15 protein-coding genes and 2 pseudogenes are annotated in these 16,790 nt (G+C 69.8%); 8 read left to right on the top strand and 9 right to left on the bottom strand.

Annotation, left to right across the window (positions count from 1 at the left end; all coding sequences use genetic code 11):
* Nucleotides 1-59: 59 nt before the first annotated feature.
* The 3 genes and pseudogenes from E0500_RS42470 to E0500_RS45260 form a co-directional block, all read left to right on the top strand.
* On the top strand, nucleotides 60-1,823 hold the full coding sequence (locus tag E0500_RS42470; RefSeq protein ID WP_131559403.1) for an asparagine synthetase B: 1,764 nt from the start codon (nucleotides 60-62) through the stop codon (nucleotides 1,821-1,823).
* A gap of 176 nt (nucleotides 1,824-1,999) precedes the next feature.
* On the top strand, nucleotides 2,000-3,361 hold the full coding sequence (locus tag E0500_RS42465; protein ID WP_131559405.1) for an aldehyde dehydrogenase family protein: 1,362 nt from the start codon (nucleotides 2,000-2,002) through the stop codon (nucleotides 3,359-3,361).
* Between the two features lie 141 nt (nucleotides 3,362-3,502).
* Nucleotides 3,503-3,757 (top strand): annotated as a pseudogene (locus E0500_RS45260) (hypothetical protein); the annotation flags it as partial.
* Nucleotides 3,758-4,234: 477 nt separating this feature from the next.
* Here the strand turns inward: E0500_RS45260 and E0500_RS45255 are convergent.
* From E0500_RS45255 to E0500_RS42445, 5 genes and pseudogenes are all read right to left on the bottom strand, one after another.
* Nucleotides 4,235-4,423, bottom strand: a pseudogene (locus E0500_RS45255) (hypothetical protein); the annotation flags it as partial.
* Entirely contained in the window at nucleotides 4,381-5,016 is a 636-nt protein-coding gene (locus E0500_RS43375) for a hypothetical protein (protein ID WP_220141521.1), read from the bottom strand. The gene E0500_RS43375 and the pseudogene E0500_RS45255, both read right to left, overlap by 43 nt.
* Before the next feature lie 135 nt (nucleotides 5,017-5,151).
* Nucleotides 5,152-5,358: a ferredoxin gene (locus E0500_RS42455; protein WP_131559407.1), complete on the bottom strand. Its 207-nt coding sequence runs from the start codon at nucleotides 5,356-5,358 to the stop codon at nucleotides 5,152-5,154.
* A 7-nt stretch (nucleotides 5,359-5,365) separates the two neighbouring features.
* Nucleotides 5,366-6,574: a cytochrome P450 gene (locus tag E0500_RS42450; protein WP_131559409.1), complete on the bottom strand. Its 1,209-nt coding sequence runs from the start codon at nucleotides 6,572-6,574 to the stop codon at nucleotides 5,366-5,368.
* Between the two features lie 80 nt (nucleotides 6,575-6,654).
* Nucleotides 6,655-7,293, bottom strand: coding sequence for a TetR/AcrR family transcriptional regulator (locus E0500_RS42445; RefSeq protein WP_131559411.1), 639 nt, complete (start codon nucleotides 7,291-7,293; stop codon nucleotides 6,655-6,657).
* Between the two features lie 367 nt (nucleotides 7,294-7,660).
* Between E0500_RS42445 and asnB the strand changes: the two genes are divergently transcribed.
* The gene (gene asnB / locus E0500_RS42440) at nucleotides 7,661-9,502 is read left to right on the top strand and encodes an asparagine synthase (glutamine-hydrolyzing) (RefSeq protein WP_131559412.1); all 1,842 of its coding nucleotides are present in this window, start codon (nucleotides 7,661-7,663) and stop codon (nucleotides 9,500-9,502) included.
* Nucleotides 9,503-9,868: 366 nt separating this feature from the next.
* On the opposite strand, the gene E0500_RS42435 is transcribed toward asnB, so the two are convergent.
* From E0500_RS42435 to E0500_RS42420, 4 genes are read right to left on the bottom strand one after another with little or no spacing between them, the layout of a single operon-like run.
* A complete protein-coding gene (locus E0500_RS42435) occupies nucleotides 9,869-10,573 on the bottom strand; it encodes a GntR family transcriptional regulator (RefSeq protein WP_309505320.1) in 705 nt (234 codons plus the stop codon).
* Nucleotides 10,574-10,607: 34 nt separating this feature from the next.
* A complete protein-coding gene (locus tag E0500_RS42430; RefSeq protein WP_131559414.1) occupies nucleotides 10,608-11,111 on the bottom strand; it encodes a flavin reductase family protein in 504 nt (167 codons plus the stop codon).
* 26 nt (nucleotides 11,112-11,137) lie between these two features.
* On the bottom strand, nucleotides 11,138-11,563 hold the full coding sequence (locus tag E0500_RS42425; protein ID WP_131559416.1) for an ester cyclase: 426 nt from the start codon (nucleotides 11,561-11,563) through the stop codon (nucleotides 11,138-11,140).
* Nucleotides 11,550-13,154, bottom strand: a complete 1,605-nt coding sequence (locus tag E0500_RS42420) for a BCCT family transporter (protein WP_131559418.1) — start codon at nucleotides 13,152-13,154, stop codon at nucleotides 11,550-11,552. The genes E0500_RS42425 and E0500_RS42420 overlap by 14 nt, the downstream gene beginning before the upstream one ends.
* A gap of 243 nt (nucleotides 13,155-13,397) precedes the next feature.
* On the opposite strand from E0500_RS42420, the gene E0500_RS42415 reads away from it, so the two are divergent.
* From E0500_RS42415 to E0500_RS42400, 4 genes are read left to right on the top strand one after another with little or no spacing between them, the layout of a single operon-like run.
* Nucleotides 13,398-14,024 (top strand): amino acid synthesis family protein, encoded by a 627-nt coding sequence (locus tag E0500_RS42415; RefSeq protein WP_131559419.1) that lies wholly within the window; start codon nucleotides 13,398-13,400, stop codon nucleotides 14,022-14,024.
* Nucleotides 14,021-14,572, top strand: coding sequence for an amino acid synthesis family protein (locus E0500_RS42410; protein WP_131559421.1), 552 nt, complete (start codon nucleotides 14,021-14,023; stop codon nucleotides 14,570-14,572). The genes E0500_RS42415 and E0500_RS42410 overlap by 4 nt, the downstream gene beginning before the upstream one ends.
* Before the next feature lie 6 nt (nucleotides 14,573-14,578).
* Nucleotides 14,579-15,310, top strand: a complete 732-nt coding sequence (locus tag E0500_RS42405; protein ID WP_131559423.1) for an alpha/beta fold hydrolase — start codon at nucleotides 14,579-14,581, stop codon at nucleotides 15,308-15,310.
* Nucleotides 15,303-16,790: an aldehyde dehydrogenase gene (locus E0500_RS42400; protein WP_131559425.1), complete on the top strand. Its 1,488-nt coding sequence runs from the start codon at nucleotides 15,303-15,305 to the stop codon at nucleotides 16,788-16,790. The genes E0500_RS42405 and E0500_RS42400 overlap by 8 nt, the downstream gene beginning before the upstream one ends.

Below are 16,790 nucleotides of genomic sequence, written 5' to 3'. Positions count from 1 at the left end.
CATACGGCATGGCGGACCGGCTGGACGCACCGGTTCGGTGAGAGAAAGGGTGGGTGACCATGGCGCGGTTCTGCGCCTGCCTGGCAGCGGAGCCCGAGAGGGCCAGGGAGCAACTGGCCGCGATGGGTGCCACCGTACGGCCCGACGGCCCTGCCGTCGGGCTGATCGAGGACGAGCCCGGCCATGCCACCGGGCCGTTCCACGCGTACGGGCACACCGCGTTGGGCGAGGTCACCCTCCACAACCGGCCCGCACTCCTCGCCGCGCTGGCCGCGTCCGGCGCCCCCGCACCGCCCGACTGCCCGGACGGCGAGCTGCTGCTGCGCTGCTGGGTACGGCTCGGCACGGCCGGAATCCGTGACGCCGAGGGCATGTTCGCGCTCGCCGTGCACGACAGTGACGGCGGGCTCGTACTGATCCGCGACCATGTCGGCGCCCGCACCCTCTTCTACGCCCATGCCGGCGGCTGCTGGGCCGCGTCCACCTCGCTGCGGGCCCTGCGCCGCTGGCCCGCGCTCGGAACGGGCCTCGAACTCTCCGCCGTGCGCTCCTTCCTGACCTTCGCCTATCTCCCAGGCGAGGAGACCCTGCTGCGCGGAGTACGCGAGCTGCTGCCCGGCCGCTGTCTGCGGCTCTCGGCGGACGGCACGGTGACGGAAGAGCACTACTGGGAGCCGCGGGAGCTGATCGAGGACGACGGCGCACCACCCGAAATCTATGCGCTGAGGCTGCGCGAACTGCTGGAGGAGGCGACCGCGCAGCGGCTGCCGGAGGCCGAGGCCGTGGGTGTTCTCCTGTCCGGCGGCGTCGACAGCTCGCTGGTGACCGCCCTCGCAGCCAAGTTGCACTCCCACCCCGTGCACACGTACTCCATCAGCTTCGGTGACGAACTCCCCAATGAGCTGGGCTACTCGGGCCTGGTCGCGGCCCACTGCCACACCCGGCACCGTATTCTCACCGTGTCCGGTGCCGCCGTGGCCGCGCGCCTCGCGGAGGCGGCGGCGCTGCTCGACAGCCCCGTGGGTGATCCGCTGACCGTACCGAATCTGATGCTCGCCGAGGCCGTGGCGGGTGACGGGCTACGGGTCGTTCTGAACGGGGAGGGCGGCGACCCGGTCTTCGGCGGACCGAAGAACCTGCCGATGCTGGTGTACGAGATGCACCGCGGCGATGTGGCCGGTGGAGATGCGCAGGACGCGCGCGAACTCGCCTATCTGCGCTCGTACCGCAAGTGCTACACGGATCTGCCCGACCTCCTGACCGCCGAGGTGCTGGACGCCCTCGCCGAGGCGCCCGCACCTCAGCGTTTCGTCGCCCAGTATCTGCGGCCGGAGGCCAGGGACGGGCGGATGGACCATCTGCTCAACCAGCTGCTGCACTGCAATCTGCGCACCAAGGGCGCCCATCACATCCTCACCAAGGTCGAACGTCTCACCGCGTCCCAGGGCATCGAGGGCCGGGCCCCGCTCTTCGACCGCCGTGTGGTGGACCACGCCTTCGCCACCCCGCCACGGTGGAAACTGAACGGCGCCGTCGAGAAGTGGGTGCTGAAGGAGGCCGTACGCGATCTGCTGCCCGGCACGGTCGTGGACCGGCCGAAGAGCGGTATGCGGGTACCGGTGCAGCAGTGGCTCGGCGGTCCGCTGAAGGAGCTGGCGGGGGATCTGCTGCTGGGTCGGGAGGCCCGCGCCCGTGGCCTGTTCAGACAGGACACTGTGCGCGGCTGGCTGCGCGGTGAGGGGGCGCTGCTGCCGAGACAGGGCGGCAAACTGTGGCTCGTGCTCACCCTGGAACTGTGGCTGCGTGCGTACGACATCCGCTGACACCCGCGACCCCCTGGCGGACCCGCCGTCGTCCGCCTGACATCCGCCTGGCGGACCCGCCGTCGTCCGCCTGACGTCCGCCTGGCGTCCACCTGTCGTCCGCCGCGATCCGTCAGTGTCGGCCGTCATCCGCTGTTGTTGCCGTCATCCGCTGTCGTCCGCCGAAGGAGACCCAGTTGGAAACCGTCCAGCTCATCGACCCCCGTACCGGCAGGGTACGGGGCAGCTCGGCAGTCGCCCGTGAAGCGCAGGTCGCCGCAGCGACCCGCGCTGGCCGCCGGGCCCTCGCGGGGTGGCGCGCGCTGACTCCGCGGGAGCGGTCCCGGCGGCTCGACCGGCTCGCGGGGCTGATCGAGGAGCACGCCGCCGAGTACGTGGCCCTGGAGTGCGCCGGTACGGGCAAGCCGGAGCACGAGGCGGCCGGTGAGGTGGAGCAGACTGCGGACCTTTTCCGCTTCTACGCGTGGGCGGCGCGCACCCGGTCCGCCCCGGCGGCGGGAGGGCTTGTCGCGGGCCATGAGAGCTGGGTCCGCTGGGAACCGCTCGGCGTCGTCGGGGTCGTCGTCCCCTGGAACTACCCGCTGCTGATGGCCGCCTGGCGATGCGCGCCCGCCCTCGCCGCGGGGAACACGGTCGTCGCCAAACCCGCGGAGACCACCCCCGACTCGCTGCTTCTGTTCGCCGCGCACGCCGGTGAGGCGCTGGGCGAGGCCGTGGCGCAGACGCTGCCCGGCGACCGCGAGAGCGGGCGGCTGCTGGTGGCGGGCGATGTGGACATGGTGGCGTTCACCGGCAGCGCGAGGGCCGGAGCCGATGTGGCGGCACGCGCCGGGACGAAGCGGGTCAGCCTGGAACTGGGCGGCAACAGCCCGGTCGTCATCCTGCCGGACGCGCCCGACGACACCTGGGAGCAACTGGCGAGGGCCACCACGTACAACGCGGGCCAGAGCTGTGCCGTACCCGCTCGGGTGATCACCCTCGGTGTGAGCTACGAGACCGCAGTCGACCGACTCGGCGAGGCGATGCGCCGGCGCGCGGCGGGGCGTGACTTCGGCCCGCTCAACAACCCGGACCAGGCGGCGCGTTACGACCGGATCGTGGCCGCGTCCTCGGCGAAGGTGACGGTGACGGGTGAACTCGCCCTGGAGGATGGAGAGTCGGGCGGCCACTGGCGTCCGGCACGGATCCTCGCGGATCTCCCTGACGACGATCCGGCGGTGGTGGAGGAGGTCTTCGGCCCGCTGCTGACCGTTCAGTCCGCACCGAGCGTCGAGGATGCCATCGCCCTCGCCAACGGCGTCCCCCAGGCGCTCGCCGCCAGCGTCTGGACCCGCGATCTGGAGGCGGGTCTGGATCTGGCCGGTCGCCTGGACACGGGGGAAGCCTGGCTCAACTGCCACCTGGTCCAGACGGCGGAGCTGCCGCACGGAGGCCGTGGCGCGTCGGGCCACGGTACGGACCTCAGCACGCTCGCCCTGCACGAGTACCAGCGCCCGAAGACGATCACGGCACGAGTGACGACGCCGTGGTCCGGCTGAGGACGCATGTCGAAAGGAGTGCCGTCCGCCCGAGGCGCGAGGCCCGCGGCGGGCGGCATTCGTCCCCATAGCCTTGGGGGGCGGTGGCAGGGCAGGGTCGACGCCGGTGACGCGCGGCGGTAGAACCGCTGCTCCGCGAGCGTGCGGCCACCTGGCCGGCCGGCCGTCGGCGGACACGGAGAAGCCCAGGTGCGGAACCGGACCTCGGCGTGCTCGCCACCCAGATCATCTCCTCTGCTCAGCGCGAGCTGTTCATCAGCCCTCGCCGAGCAGGGCTTCGACGACATCCGGCCCCGCACCGACGCCGTCCTCGCCTACCTGCGCGCCGACGGCATCCGTGCCGGCGAACTCGCCCGCGCCTCCAAACAACACAAGCAGGTCATCGGCTCCCTCATCGACGACCTCGAACGCCTGGGCTGCGTCGAACGCAAACCCGACCGTGTCCGGGGCCGCGCCTGCCGCTACCGCGCGCGAGAGCGCGGGGTCCCGAGCCAGGTTCAGGCGCTGCTCGAACTCGGCGCGTCCCACTGCCGAGGCCAACTGCTCGAACTCCACCCGGCAGACCGAGGCGGTCGCGAACCTCGCCCCGTCCGTCGCCCGCGCCTCAGGGGTGTCGGACGCGTCGGCCAGAGCGTCCGGGAGTCTGGCACCGCCTCCCGTGCACAGCAGCGGAGCGTCCGGCAACCGTTCGTGCTGCCGGGCGACGGCCTCGGTCAGAGTGCTCAGGTCGGTCGCGTTCGGTGCCGGCCGGTGGACCGCGGGCGCATTCAGACTCATCCACACCCCCAGCGGACCGGGTCCGGGTACGGCCGAGCGTTCGGGCTCACCGTCGACGACGGCCAGGCTGCACACAGCGCCCGCACCGACGTCGATCACGAGCGCTCGGGACACCCCCACTCGGCCGACGGCGCCGCGTGCGGCGCAGGCCGTGGCGGGCGTAGTGGCGATCACCGGATAGCGGCGGAAGTACTCGGCGGACACCAGTCCTCCGTCGTCACGCGCGAAGAACAGCGGCGCGCTCAGCCCTGCCGAACGCAGTGCGTGCAGCGCGTCCGCGACCAGGGCCGCCGCCCAGCCCTCCAGGGCCGCGTTGACGACGGTGGCGTTCTCGCGTTTCCCGCAGGCCCGATCTCGTAGGACAGGCTGATGTCCGCGCCGGGGACGGCGTCGGCGATCACCGCCGCGGCTTCGAGCTCGGGTTCGGGATGGGCCGGCGCTCCGGTTGCCCACACGGCGAAGACCGGTTGGCCTTCGGCGGCGGCGCGCCGGGCGAAAGCCTCCAGCGCGCTCCGGTCCAGCCGGGCCAGCGGACGCCCGGTCACCGTGGCGCCTCCCACGACCACGGCAGTGGACGACTCCACGCTGCTCCGCGTCCGCTCGGGCCAGTCGGCGAAGAGTGCCAGCGCCGGATGGCTCGCCGGTGCGATCCGCAGCAGCGCAACGGGCCTCGGATGCTCCGGCCAGCGGGCGAAGTCGGTGACGAGGGCGACCGACTCCGCCGAGGCCGCCCGGGGCCCCAGCGCCGTGAGAACCGCGCCCAGCGCACCGGCTGTCCCGAGCCTGCTGCCGACAATGGCCTGGGCCACGGTGTGTCCGTCGTGGCCGGTCACAACCGCCCCGCAGGTGGCGTGCCCGAGGTCGATGCCGAGTCTCACGCGCTCCATCCTTCCACCGGCCGGCTGGGGCCGCCGACTCCGCCCGGCCGGTCCCTGTGAATGGTGCCCGGCGCCGGACGCGGAGAACAACGGGGAGCGGAAAGCGGAGAACAACGCGGAGTATCCGCGCGGTGGTCATGGGTCAGGGTCGTCGACGATCCGGATGACCGAGTTGGGGCACAGGCTCGCGGCGAGGCGGGCGCGGGCTTGGAGTTCGGGTGGGGGCTGCTCGTTGAGCAGTACGACGGTGCCGTCGTCTTCGGACTGGTCGAAGAGTTCGGGTGCGGTCAGGGTGCACTGGCCCGCGCCGCGGCAGCGGTCGTGCTCGATCCGGATCTTCATGGCGTGGTCACCTGTCCCAGCTCAGGGGGAGCGCGTGAACGCCGTAGACGAACATGTCGTCACGCATCGGGACCTGCTCGGGCGGAACGGCCAGGCGGAGCGTGGGGAAGCGCCGGAGAAGGGCGGGGAAGGCGATCTGCATCTCGACACGGGCCAGTTGCTGTCCCAGGCACTGATGGATGCCGTGTCCGAAGGAGACGTGCTGGGAAGGTTCGCGGTTGAGGTCGAGCCGGTCCGGCTCGGTGAACTGACCGGGGTCGCGGTTGGCGGCGGGCAGTGAGGCCACGACGGTCTGCCCGGCGTGGATGCGTACGCCGTGGATCTCGACGTCCTCGCGGGCGACCCTGACGGTGCCGAAGTGCACGATGGTCAGGTAGCGCAGGAGTTCCTCGACCGCACGGCCGACACCTTCCGGCTGCTCGCGCAGGGAGCGCAGCTGATCGGGGTGGGACAGCAGGGCGTAGGTTCCCAGGGCGAGCATGTTGGCGGTGGTCTCGTGCCCGGCGATCAGCAGGAGCCGGCCGATGCCGGCCAGTTCCTCGTCCGTCAGCCCGGCGTCGGGGTCTTCCGCCCGGATCAGGGTGCTGAGCAGGGCGTCGTCGGGGTGTTCGTGTTTGTCGGCCACCAGGTCGCGCATGTACTCGCGCAGTGCTTCACGGGCCTGCCACGCCTCGTCCTCGGAGACATCCAGTCTGAGCATCGTGGCGGTCCACCGCTGGAACTTCTCCCGGTCGGCGTAGGGCACGCCGAGCAGCTCGCAGATGACCAGGGAGGGAATGGGCCGGGCGAAGGCAGGTACGAGGTCCGCGGGAGGACCGGCCGCTTCCATGACGTCGAGGTGATCCGCGACGATCCGCTCGATCCTCGGGGCCAGGGCACGCATCCGGCGCACCGTGAAGTAGCGGGTGAGCATCCCCCGGTAATGGGTGTGTTCCGGCGGATCCATGTTCAGCAGCATTCCGGGGCGGTCTTCCGGACGGAACAGGTTGCGGCGCACCGGCGAGGAGGCGTTCTCACGCGCCGAACTGAACCGGTCGTCGGCCAGCAGGGCCCGGACGTCCTCGTGCCGGGTCAGCAGCCAGCCCACCTTGCCGTCGGGAAAGGCCAGCGGGGCCACCGGCTGCTCGTCCCGCAGCCGCTGGTACTCCGGCGGCGGATCGAGCGGACAGGTACGGTGCGTGGGCAGTGACGCCGCGGGCGCCAAGGGTGCGCTCATGGGAACCGCTCCCTTCGTCCGGCCGTTCAGCCTCACACCCCAGAGTAGAACGAATCCGTACTATGTGCGCGGTACGGAGATCACGGCCCGGCAGCTTCAGGCGGCGCGGTGCCCAGCAGCGGGGCCAGCACTCGGTCCATGATCCTGTCGACGAGCATGATGTCGGGCGCCTCACCCTCGATCAGCACATGCGTCAGCACCACCGAGAACGGCATCTCCACCAGTAGTTCCGGATCCACCCCCCTGGGGATCTCACCCCGCCGACGCGCCCGCTCCACGAGCGATTCGGCGGCCTGCCGCAGTGGGCGGCGCAGCCGCTCGTGACGCAGGCGGGCCAGTTCGGCATCCGTTCTGCTGCCTTCCAACAGGGCGATGACCAGCCCCCGGTCGAGTTCCGTCCAGCCCGCCAGCCACGAGGCGAGCAGGTGCCGCAGATCCCCGAGGAAGGAGCCCGTGTCGTGGTCGGTGATCTGCGGCCGGTGCTGTTCCAGGGCCGCCACCGTCAACCGGGCCTTGGTCGGCCACCGCTGGTAGAGCGTGGCCTTGCTGGCCCTGGCACGCTGCGCGACCAGGTCCATCGTCAACCGCTCGTACCCCACCTCGGCCAGCAGCGCGAGTACGGCGTCGAGCACCTCCCGGCGGCGGCCGGGATCGCTCAGCGGAACCTTGCGCAGCCCCCGCGGCCCCGCTTCCGCACCGTCCGCAGCACCGCTTGCCACCGCGAAGCTCACCTCCCTCACCGCGCCCCGCGCCGCCTGTTCCCGACGCCGGTGACTGCACCGTAGCCTTTCACCGCCTGGCCGCGTACGGTCCTGCGCCGCTCCGTCGGAGCGCACCTGCCCGCCGCGACGAGCACGAGTCGGGAGCCCACCGCGCCCCCCAGCCGGGCAGGTCGGCGGCCGTCTCAGGAGGCCCTTGGCCGCGGGAGAGCGGCTCCCGGCATGGTCCTTTTGACCGTCGGCACTTCGTGAAGGACGCTGACAGATGGCGCATACATTCGCTTTCTGATGCCGTCCGGTTCACTCCCCGTCGTCCTTCGGCGGCACTGCCGGCCGGCGGCACCGGTGACCGGAACGGAGGACGACCGTGTGCGGTATCACAGGATGGATCTCGTACCAGCGGGACCTGCGCACCGAGCAGGCCACCGTGGACGCGATGACCGAGACGATGGCCTGCCGTGGCCCGGACGACCGCGGCACCTGGGTCGAGGGTCCCGCCGCGCTCGGCCACAGAAGGCTGGCCATCATCGACCTGCCGGGCGGCCGGCAGCCGATGAGCGTCCGGGAGGCCGGGACGACGGTGGCCCTGGTGTACTCCGGCGAGGTCTACAACTTCACCGAGCTGCGCAAGGAGCTCATCTCGCAGGGGCACCGCTTCACCACCGACTCCGACACCGAGGTGGTGCTGCACGGCTATCTGGAGTGGGGCGAGGCCGTCGCCGCGCACCTCAATGGCATGTACGCCTTCGCCGTCTGGGACCAGCGCGAGCAGAAGCTCGTCATGATCCGTGACCGGATGGGCATAAAGCCCTTCTACTTCTACCCCACCGCCGATGGTGTGCTGTTCGGCTCGGAGCCCAAGGCGATCCTCGCCAACCCGCTCGCCGCACGCACCGTGACCCTCGACGGGCTGCGGGAGGCGTTCGCCTTCGTGAAGTCACCCGGACACGCGATCTGGCAGGGGATGCGTGAGGTCGAGCCCGGGACCGTGGTGACCGTGCGCCCGGAAGGGACACGGACCCGCGTCTACTGGTCGTTGGAGACGCGGCCGCACTCCGACGACCGTGACGGCTCCATCGCCCGGGTCCGGGAGCTGCTCGAAGGCATCGTGCGCCGCCAGCTCGTGGCCGACGTGCCGCGCTGCACCCTGCTCTCGGGCGGCCTGGACTCCTCCGCCATGACCGCCCTCGCCGCCCGCGAACTCGCCGCAGGAGGCGGGAAGGTCCGCAGTTTCGCCGTCGACTTCGTCGGGCAGAGCGAGAACTTCGTCCCCGATGCCCTGCGCGCGACCCCGGACACCCCCTACGTGCACGACGTGGCGAACAGCTCCGGAACCGAACACCAGGACATCGTCCTCGACTCCCACCAGCTGGCCGACCCCGAGGTACGGGCCCACGTCATCCGGGCCAGGGACCTTCCCGTCGCCATGGGCGACATGGACGCCTCCCTCTACCTCCTGTTCAAGGCCATCCGGCGCCACTCGACGGTCGCCCTGTCCGGAGAATCCGCCGACGAGGTGTTCGGCGGCTACCAGCAGTTCTTCGACCCCGCGGCACGGGCGGCCGACACCTTCCCCTGGCTGGTGCAGTTCCGGCAGCACTTCGGCGACGAGGACAGCATCCTCAGCGAGGACTTCACCACAGCCCTGGATCTCGACTCCTACGTGCAGGACAGCTACCGCCAGGCGGTGGCCGGGATCCAGCGGCTCGACGGCGAGAGCGACTTCGAATACCGGATGCGACAGATCTGCCACCTCCACCTCACCCGATTCGTCCGCGTCCTGCTGGACCGCAAGGACCGCATGAGCATGGCGGTCGGCCTGGAGGTCCGCGTGCCGTACTGCGACCACCGACTGGTGGAGTACGTGTACAACACCCCCTGGCGGTTGAAGTCGTTCGACGGCCGGGAGAAGAGCCTGCTGCGCGAGGCCACGGCGGACCTGCTGCCCCCATCCGTCTACGACCGGGTGAAGAGCCCCTACCCCTCCACCCAGGACCCGGCCTACGCCGTGGCGCTGCAGAACCAGGTCAAGGAACTCCTGGACAACCCCGCACACCGGGTCTTCGACATGGTCAGCCGCGAGCGGCTGACCCGCGCCGCCGAATCCCACGCGCCCCACATCGGCCAGGCGTCCCGGCGCAGCCTGGAGACGGCACTCAACCTCGCCGCCTGGATCGACCTGTACTCCCCTCACCTCGTACTCAGTTGACCCCGGGCGAACTCCACGCCGGCGACAAGGGTCGCTACAGCGGACAAGGCGACCTGACGGCCGCCGGCTCTGCCAACGACGAGATCGCCCAAGACCTCACCGGTCAGCGGCCTCAATCCGCTCCAGGGCCGCCACCGGGATCCCGCGTATCGGGCCGCGCCCGTTTGCGCCGGCGTACGCCAAGGGGCATCGGAGTCTGGTGAACGAGCGGTGTAACTGGGGTGGTTGGTTCCACGAGCGGGGCGCCGTCAGGCAGGGGGAGGCTACTGTCGGTGACCGGGAGTGGTTGTCCGGCTTGTTGACCTCTTCGTATAGGCCTTACCGTCGTGCCGGATCCGCCCGCAGTGAGCGGGCGTTGCCCCGGTATCAGGAACTTGCCTTGCCGAACTTCTCATTCGGCCCGCCGATGGGCAGCCCGGCCAGCAGCGCACGCCGACTGGCCCTGACGTGCTCACGCATCACGTGCTCGGCGCTGTCGCCGTCCTTCTCGAGGATCAGCTCCAGGACGATGTGGTGCTCGCGGTCCGACTGCAGGGCACGTCCCGGCTGACTCAGTGACGTGTTGACCAGCCGGGAGTAGGCCAGCTGGTTCATCAGCATCCGGTAGTGGGCTTCCAGCTTGCTGTTGTCGGCCCCGGCGATGAGCAGGTCGTGGAACTCCTGGACCAACTCCGCATACCGCTCCCGGTCGTCCCGCGCCACCGCTTCGTCGGCCTCGCGCAGATTCTGCTCGAGCTTGTCGATCTCCGGGACCCGGCCACGCTGGGCGAGGAGGCGGGCGGCCGCGCCCTCGATGAGCTCCTTCATCACGAAGAGCTCCGTGATCTCGCGGCGGGAGGGGGTGGTGACGAACGTCCCGACGCGTGGCCGGATTTCAACCAGCCCTTCGGTCTGCAGCTGTTTGAGGGCTTCGCGTACCGGCGTACGACTGACGCCGAACTCTTCGGCGAGGGCGAATTCCGAGAGCGGAGCCCCTGGGTCGATGTCTCCCTTGATGATGCGCCTGCGCATTTCGGCGATCACTGTGGCCTGCATCGATCCGTTCTTCGGTTCGCTCTTTGCGCGATTCACCGAGCCCTCCTCCGCCTTCCGAGCCACCCGCCGGTCATCCCAGCGACGCGAGCGCGCCGCCGTCGAAGAACTTACCCGCGCTGTAGACCATCGGATGGTGCTCGGCGGCCGCAGCGTGTACGACGCGGCAGATGAACACGGTGTGGGTACTGGCCCGCAGCCGCTCGCGGATCTCGACCTCCATCTGCGCACTGCTTCGAGCGATCAGCGGGCTGCCGAACGGGCCGCTCTGCCAGTCGAGGTCCTTGAACTTGTCGGCGGCTTTGCCTGCGAACGTGCCGACGACGTCGAGTTGCTCCGTGGACAGGATGTTGATCGCGAGATGGTTCGCCCGGAACAGACAGTCGTGGGTGGACGAGGTGTGCTGGACGCACACCATCACGGTAGGGGGGTCGAGCGAGATGCTCGAGAACGCGTTGACGGCCAGCCCCCTGGGGATCTCTCCGTCCATCGCGGTCACGACCGTGACACCGGTGACGAACTGCCGGTTGACCCGCTTCATCACGTCAAGGTCGGGAGTGGAGGCAAGCGCGGCCATGAGGGTGCTCCTTGTCATCTCGATCGTCAGTCCTGTCCCACGCTGATGATGCCCAGCGCCGAGAGCAGCGCCCTGGGATCCCACGTCACGTGCTCCTCGACAACCCGGTCCCCCTCGAAGCGGGCGAACGTGGCGCCGCCGACTTCCACGCGCCGCTGGGTGGGCGGGACACCGAGGAACGAATTCACCTGGGTTCCGCTGCTGTGCCAGCGGATCGCGGCCCTGTCACCTTCGACCACGATGTCGTCGATGGTGGTGGTCAGGTCCGGGAACGCCGCTCGCGTGGAGAGGATCGCCGCCTTGAAGGCATCCAGGTTCTGCGGGTGCGGGTCTGTCCCGTGGCGCAGGTAGGCCGGGCTCAGCAACGCGTCGAGCGCATCGACGTCGCCGTGCCCCCAGGCCTCGGCCCATACCTTCTCGATGAGCCCACGGCGGGCGTCAGTGTGCGACATCGGTCTTCTCCTTTCGGTCTGCGCGCAGTTCCTTCCAGAACGACACCGCCAGACCGGCGATGATCACGAGGAACGGCAAGGACGTCACGATGACGGTGTTCTGCAGGGCGGTCAGTCCGCCTGCGAGCATGAGGACGACGGCGGTGACTCCGGTGATGACGCCCCAGAGGATGAGCACCGAACGGCGCGGGGTGAGCGAGCCGTCCGAGGTCATCATGCTCAGCACATAGGTGTTGGCGTCTGCGCCGGAGACGAAGAACATCACCACCAGGAGGATCGCGATCGCCGAGGTGAGTCCGGCGAGCGGGAAGTGGTCGAGGGTCGCGAAGAAGGCGCTGTTGATGTCGGCCGCGGTCTGCTTGGCGATGTCGCCGCCCTCGAACATGTCGATGTGGATCGCGGTGCCGCCGAAGACCGTGAACCAGGTGAAGAACACCACGCTGGGGACGACCAGGACGCCCATGACGAACCCGCGGATGGTGCGGCCGCGCGAGATACGGGCCAGGAAGACGCCGACGAAAGCGCCCCAGGAGACCCACCAGGCCATCATGAAGTAGGTCCACCACTGCATCCACTCGAGCCCGCCGAAGGCGGTGCCCTGCAGGCTCATCCGGAAGAAGTCGGTGGCCCACTGGCCGACGGACTCAACGTACAGGTTCGCGATGAACACGGCCGGGCCGACGATCAGCATGAACACGAACAGCGCGACCGCCAGCAGCGAACTGCCCTGGCTCAGGAACTTGATGCCCTTGCTGACTCCGGTCACCGCCGAGAGCGTGAACACCGAGGTGACTGCGGCGATGATGAGTACCTGGCTCACCGAGTTCACCGGGATCCCGAACAACTTCCCCAAACCGTTGTTGACTTGGAGGGCTCCCAGGCCGAGTGAGGTCGTGGTGCCGAAGAGCGTCGCGAACACGGCGAGCACGTCGATCGCCTTGCCGATGACGCCGTTCACACGGTCACCGAGCAGCGGCGCGAACATCTGACTCACCAGGGTGCGCCGGCCTTTGCGGTGGGTCGAGTACGCGATGGCCAGACCGAAGACGGCGAAGATCGCCCAGGCCTGCAGGCCCCAGTCGAAGTAGGAGTACTGGAGTGCTCTCACCGCCGCCGCCGGTGTGTTCGGCTCGGCGAGACCGTGCGGTGGTGTCGCCAGGTGGGAGATCGGTTCGGCGACGCCGTACGAGACCAGTCCGATACCCATGACCGCGCTGAGGATCATGGCGAACCAGCTGAGCGTCGAGAACTCGGGACGGTCACTGTCCTTGCCCAGTCGGAGGTCGCCTGCGGGGCTGAAGGCCAGGAACACCAGGAAGATCAGGATGGCGAGTGTGACCACCAGGTAGCTCCAGCCGAATGTGGCCGTCACCCAGTTCAAGGAGGTGTTCGTGACCTTGTTCAGGTTGTCCGTGAAGAGCACCGCCCAGGCCACGAAGACTGCGGAGACACCGAGCGAGGTCCAGAAAACGGAACCGAGCCTGCCGCCGTCGTCGTGGCCCTCGCCGGTGCCCTCCACAAGGCTTTCCTCGTCATTGCCCGACGGTGTCTCAGGCGTCGTTCCCGTACCGGCTTGCAGGTGACTGGACATGAAACTCCTTGAGAGTCCGCAGGGCCTGATGTCCCACGGCCCTGGCATGCAAGGAGCAGTAATGCATGGCACAGATAGAGCGTCAAGGGGTGCGCCACGACGAATCACATCCCGGCACCGACGCCACCGATGACCGCACTTCACAGCGTTATTGCTGGTTATCGCAGGGGCTCGGAGAGGGCGGGCAACTCTTCCGCTCAGCCTCTTGACCGTCGCGACGGACGATACCTATCGTCCTGTGCCATGCAAGAGCGTATGGAACGCCCTGACGAGAGCATCGGTCTCCGGAAGCTCGTGCTCTACCGCGATGTCGTCCTCACCGAGGCGGGCGAGGCACCCGCCCAGCCCGCGTGGCGCGCAAGTGTCGCCGCTGTCATACGGAACCCCTGGCTGGGTACCGGCCCCTCGGCCGGTCTCTCCGCGGAGCAGGGCCACATCGCCCCGGTGCTCGCCAAGTTGCTGACCGACCGGCTCATCGCCGCCCTGGGTGGCGTGGACGAGATCGAGTCGTTCGGCAAGGCCGCCATCGTCGGCACGGCGGGCGAGATCGAGCACGCCGGGGCACTCATCCACACACCGTACTTCGGCAACCTGGTCCGGGAGTTCCTCCAGGGCGAGTCGATCATCTGCTTCGCCGACACCCGTGCCGAGGCCGGCGAGACGCTGATCGTCCCGCTCTGGCACAAGACACACGCCGCGACACGCAGTCACTACCAGACCATCAACGCCCGCGTTCCGGACGCCCCGCGTGCGGACGAGATCGTCGTCATCGCGGCCGCGTCGACGGGACCGCGTCCGCACCCCCGGATCGGGGACCGCATGAGCGACCCCGTCGTCACCACCCAGAGCCTGGAGGCAGTCCCCTCATGAACGTGCGCAGGATCGTGACCGTCGTCGAGGAGATCCGCACCGAAGGCGGCCGCGCCCTCGAGCGCCCCGCCCGTATCGCCGTGGTCGCGGCGGTGATCGAGAACCCGTGGGCCGGTCAGGGCTTCGTGGAGGACCTCCATCCCGGCATCGAGGCGAACGCCTCCGATCTGGGCGCACTGCTGGCCCCCGCGGTGCTCGAAGCACTCGAGGCCCCCGCCGAGGCATACGGCAAGGCGGCCATCGTCGGCCTGGACGGGGAGATCGAACACGGGTCGGCACTGATCCACACGCTCAAGTTCGGCGACCACTTCCGCAAGGCCGCGAACGCCACCACCCTGCTGCCGGCGGTCGAGAAGCGCGGGCCCGCCGGCGTGGTCTTCGACATCCCGCTGAAGCACATCACCGACGCCACGATCCGTTCGCACCACCAGAGCTTCGAGGTCCGGGTCGGCGACGCCCCCCACGCCAACGAGATCGTCATCGCCCTTGCCGCGGCCGCCCAGGGGCGCCCCCAGCAGCGCCTGGCGCCGCTCTCGACCGAGCAGTAGGTACTGATGAGCAAGCCGACCGTGGTGCTGCTGCACGGCGTCGGGCTCGACCACACCATGTGGGAGCCCGCCGCCGCGCTCCTGACCGACCGCTTCACCGTGATCGCCCCCGACCTGCCGGGCCACGGCACCCGCCCGCCGGTCACCGACGGGGTGACACTCGCCGCCCTGGCCGACGGGGTGATCGGCGAGATCCCCGACGGCTCACACCTGGTCGGATTCTCGCTCGGCGCGCTGGTCGCCCAGCATGTGGCGCTGCACCACCCGAACCTCGTGGCCACGCTGACCTCGGTCAGCTCGGTGTGCGCGCGCACGGCCGAGGAGCGGGCATCCGTGCTCGACCGGCTGCGCACCGCGGAGGCCGACTTCGCAGCGAGCGCGACCGCCTCCCTCGAGCGGTGGTACGCCGGCACCGACGTCGACCCCGACCGGGTGGCCCGCACCGAGGCCACCCTGCTCGCCAACGACGTCAACTCCTTCCTCAACTGCTACCGCGTGTTCGCCACGGCGGACGCCGAACTCGCACCGGACCTGGCCGCGATCGCCGTACGCGCACTGGCGGTGACCGGCGAGAACGATCCCGGGTCCACTCCCGGGATGACCCACCGGCTCGCCGCGGCGCTGCCCGACTGCCGTGCCGTGGTCGTCCCCGGGGCGCGTCACATGCTGCCCGTCGAGCGCCCCGAAGCATTCGTCGGCGCCCTCACCACCTTCATCGGAGCATGCGCACATGTCTGAACCCACCACATGGCAGCACTTCATCGGCGGAACATGGGTCGAGCCCTCGTCGGGCGAGTACTTCGAGAGCACCAACCCGGCCACGCGCGAGGTCCTCTACCGGGCGGCACGCGGGAACGCCACCGACATCCAGCGAGCCGTGTCCGCCGCGCGGGAAGCCTTCGAGGACCCGCGCTGGCGCGACCTCAGCCAGACGCGACGCGGACACCTCCTGCGCCGCCTCGGTGACCTGATCGCCCAGAACGCCGAGGACCTGGCCCGCATGGAGACGCGGGACAACGGCAAGCTGCTGCGCGAGATGCGCGGGCAGCTGGCGACCCTGCCCGAGTACTACCACTACTACGCCGGGCTGGCCGACAAGATCCACGGCGACTTCATCCCCACCTCCAACCGCCAGGTGCTGAACTACACGGCCCGCGAGCCGCTCGGCGTCGTCGGCGCGATCACGCCCTGGAACTCCCCACTGACGCTGACCAGCAGCAAACTGGCGCCCGCGCTCTGCGTCGGCAACACCGTCGTGATCAAGCCCTCGGAGTACACCTCGGCCACGGTGCTCAGGCTCGCCGAGCTGGCGCTCGAGGCGGGATTCCCGCCGGGCGCGGTCAACGTCGTCACCGGGTTCGGCAGCGAGGCCGGGCAGGCCCTGGTCGACCACCGCGACCTCGCGAAGATCTCCTTCACCGGCAGCACCGCCACCGGGGCCCGCATCGCAGCGGCGACCGCGAGCCGGTTCATCGGCTCCACGCTCGAACTCGGCGGCAAGTCCCCCAACATCGTGTTCGAGGACGCCAACGTCCCCAACGCCGCGATGGGCGTCATCGCCGGCATCTTCGCCGCCGCCGGACAGACCTGCATCGCAGGCAGCCGCGTCTTCGCCCACCGGTCCGTCTACGACGAACTGCTGGAGCGGGTCTGCGAACGCGCCAGGACCATCCGCATCGGCGACCCCATGGACGAGCAGACCGAGCTCGGCCCGCTGGCCTTCGCCGACCAGCGCGACAAGGTGGCCGGCTACGTCGACCTCGGACGCGGCGAAGGCGCCCGGGTCCTCACCGGCGGCCGGACCACCGACGGCGGCCTCGGCGGCTACTTCTACGAACCCACCGTCCTCGTGGACGTCGACAACGAGATGCGCGTCGTACGCGAGGAGATCTTCGGCCCCGTCCTGGCCGTCATGCCGTTCGACACCGAGGACGAGGTCGTACGCCTGGCCAACGACACCGACTACGGACTCGCGGCCGGCGTGTGGACGACGAACCTCGCCCGGGCGCACCGGATGGCGGCGCGCCTGGACGCCGGGACCGTGTGGGTCAACACCTACCGCGCCATGTCCCCCATGTCACCACGCCAGGGCTTCAAGACCAGCGGCGTGGGCGTCGAGCACGGCACCGAGACGATCAAGGAGTACACGCGGCTCAAAAGTGTCTGGATCAACACGAGCGAGGAGCCCGTGGCCGACCCGTTCACGATGCGGAGCTGA

It is taken from the genome of Streptomyces sp. KM273126 (assembly GCF_004337435.2).
GTDB classification, from domain to species: domain Bacteria; phylum Actinomycetota; class Actinomycetes; order Streptomycetales; family Streptomycetaceae; genus Streptomyces; species Streptomyces acidicola.
Note: the sequence above shows the minus strand (reverse complement) of the source record. Positions and strands in the feature narration are given on the sequence as shown.

Bases quoted from the DNA above. Each gene is read 5' to 3' on its own strand.
- E0500_RS42470 (WP_131559403.1), top strand. From the start codon at position 60: ATGGCGCGGTTCTGCGCCTGCCTGGCAGCGGAGCCCGAGAGGGCCAGG.
- E0500_RS42455 (WP_131559407.1), bottom strand. From the start codon at position 5,358: ATGAAGATCCGGATCGAGCACGACCGCTGCCGCGGCGCGGGCCAGTGC.
- E0500_RS42450 (WP_131559409.1), bottom strand. From the start codon at position 6,574: ATGAGCGCACCCTTGGCGCCCGCGGCGTCACTGCCCACGCACCGTACC.
- E0500_RS42430 (WP_131559414.1), bottom strand. From the start codon at position 11,111: ATGGCCGCGCTTGCCTCCACTCCCGACCTTGACGTGATGAAGCGGGTC.
- E0500_RS42425 (WP_131559416.1), bottom strand. From the start codon at position 11,563: ATGTCGCACACTGACGCCCGCCGTGGGCTCATCGAGAAGGTATGGGCC.
- E0500_RS42420 (WP_131559418.1), bottom strand. From the start codon at position 13,154: ATGTCCAGTCACCTGCAAGCCGGTACGGGAACGACGCCTGAGACACCG.
- E0500_RS42415 (WP_131559419.1), top strand. From the start codon at position 13,398: ATGCAAGAGCGTATGGAACGCCCTGACGAGAGCATCGGTCTCCGGAAG.
- E0500_RS42410 (WP_131559421.1), top strand. From the start codon at position 14,021: ATGAACGTGCGCAGGATCGTGACCGTCGTCGAGGAGATCCGCACCGAA.
- E0500_RS42405 (WP_131559423.1), top strand. From the start codon at position 14,579: ATGAGCAAGCCGACCGTGGTGCTGCTGCACGGCGTCGGGCTCGACCAC.
- E0500_RS42400 (WP_131559425.1), top strand. From the start codon at position 15,303: ATGTCTGAACCCACCACATGGCAGCACTTCATCGGCGGAACATGGGTC.